2 protein-coding genes are annotated in these 1,937 nt (G+C 40.7%); both read left to right on the forward strand.

The window, feature by feature from the left end; translation table 11 throughout:
* Positions 1-211: 211 nt before the first annotated feature.
* Positions 212-1,117, forward strand: a complete 906-nt coding sequence (gene ctaG, locus AAEO50_RS20955) for a cytochrome c oxidase assembly factor CtaG (protein WP_341986325.1) — start codon at positions 212-214, stop codon at positions 1,115-1,117.
* A 75-nt stretch (positions 1,118-1,192) separates the two neighbouring features.
* Positions 1,193-1,654, forward strand: a complete 462-nt coding sequence (locus AAEO50_RS20960) for a DUF420 domain-containing protein (protein ID WP_341986326.1) — start codon at positions 1,193-1,195, stop codon at positions 1,652-1,654.
* Positions 1,655-1,937 lie beyond the last annotated feature (283 nt).

Genomic DNA, 1,937 nt, shown 5'->3' on the forward strand with positions numbered 1-1,937 from the left:
GCTGCAGGGCTTAGAGGCACATGTCATAAGCCAAACCGGCCAAGAAGGCAAAGAGCGCCTTCCAGTCCGGTTCGTCTTATGCCACCCGCCTCTGAACAAAGCCCTTCCGCTTTTCTAATTGTTCAAGAACTTGTCATTACCTTGGATTGAAGTGGGGGGAGGTTGACAGTATAATGGTGGTATAGGTTTAAAAGTGAAATGAGGTGAGGAAATGCCATTAGGTATATTTGGGTTTATGGCTTTATGGAGCCCGTTTTTTATATTGGCATTGGTATTTGTCACGGTTGTTTATTTTTTGGTTACGGTAAAGTGGAGAAGCAGCTTCAAGGAAAGTGCTCCGCTGAGTTTTAAAGAAGCAGCTTATTTTATATTAGCGATGATTCTCTTATATGCAATCAAAGGTTCACCTGTTGAAGTACTGAGCACAATTTTATTCTCTGCTCATATGACGCAGATGGCTCTTCTTTATTTAGTTGTTACACCTCTCATCATTATGGGGATTCCCAATTGGGTATGGAAGGCTGCAATCAACCTTCCTGTAGTGAAACCGTTGTTTAAATTTATGACGAAGTCTTTAATTGCATTAATAGCATTTAATATTGTTTTTTCCATCTATCATATTCCGCTTGTTTTTGATCATGTGAGAACGGATGTAACGATGCATGGATTGGCAACAGTCATTTTATTCTTATTGTCGGTATTCATGTGGTGGCCGCTTTTAAATCCCGCTGATGAAGATATTGATTTAAGCGGTTTAAAAAGAATTGGATATATATTGGGAAGTGCCGTGTTGTTAACACCGGCATGCGGCTTGATTATCTTTGCGGAAAATCCTCTGTATGCACCTTATTATGATCCTGAGGAGTTCATGAAAGCATTGGCTTTATGTGTTCCTGTTGATACTTTACAAGGCTTGACCCTGACAGGTCCGGAATTATTTACATCGATGTCAACAGTGAACGATCAGCAGCTGGGCGGAGTAATCATGAAAATCATCCAGGAGATTGTTTTCGGTGTTATGCTATTTAATCTTTTCTTTCAATGGTATAGAAAGGATATGGAAAGGCAGGAAAGCCAATCATATGAACCAATTGCCGATCCTGCTCCGACAGACTGATTAGACATTATGCAGGGATAGCTTGCCGCTGTTCCTGCCGTACATAGAATAACTAGAGAAAAGTGAGGACTATTTATGGGTCTACCAATTTTACCAACCATCAGTACCAGCTTCATTGTCTTAAGTGCAATCACTGTTGCAATCGGCTGGTGGCAAATCAAACAAAGAAAAATTGAACAGCATCAGGGTACGATGACCTTGGCTGGGATTTTTGCACTGATTTTCTTTATCATTTATGCTAGCAGAACGATTTTCATCGGCAATACTTCCTTCGGTGGTCCGGAAGATATTAAGATTTATTACACGATATTTTTGATTTTCCATATCACTCTTGCGACAACGGGGGCAGTGTTTGGTTTAATGAGTTTATGGACGGGCTATAAAGAGAAACTGGCAAGGCATCGCAAGCTTGGCCCGATCACTAGTATCATATGGTTTTTCACTGCAATTACTGGAGTTGCTGTCTACCTGCTTCTGTATGTGTTTTATGAAGGTGGGGAAACCACTTCGGTTTTAAAAGCAATATTAGGGAACTGACATTAAGAGGTTGGGAAAAATCGTTTTAGTCGAAGGAAAATCCGAACTGTAATTCGAAATTCTTTAAATAGAATTCGAATTAGTTCGGATTTTTTTATTTGGCTTGTTAAAGTATGTTTGATAATTTAGCTTGAGCCAGCGGTTAATTGAAGTGCAATACGAAGACTCCTGAGGGAAAAGTAGCTAATTAGAAAAGCGGAAGGGCTTTGCTCAGAGGCGGGTGGCATAAGACGAACCGGACTGGAAGGCGCTCTTTGCCTTCTTGGCCGGTTTGGCTTATGAC

The organism is Rossellomorea oryzaecorticis, from assembly GCF_038405515.1.
Classification (GTDB): Bacteria; Bacillota; Bacilli; order Bacillales; family Bacillaceae_B; genus Rossellomorea; species Rossellomorea oryzaecorticis_A.

Excerpts from the sequence above, each read along its gene's own strand:
- ctaG (WP_341986325.1), top strand. The coding sequence starts at position 212 with ATGCCATTAGGTATATTTGGGTTTATGGCTTTATGGAGCCCGTTTTTT.
- AAEO50_RS20960 (WP_341986326.1), top strand. The coding sequence starts at position 1,193 with ATGGGTCTACCAATTTTACCAACCATCAGTACCAGCTTCATTGTCTTA.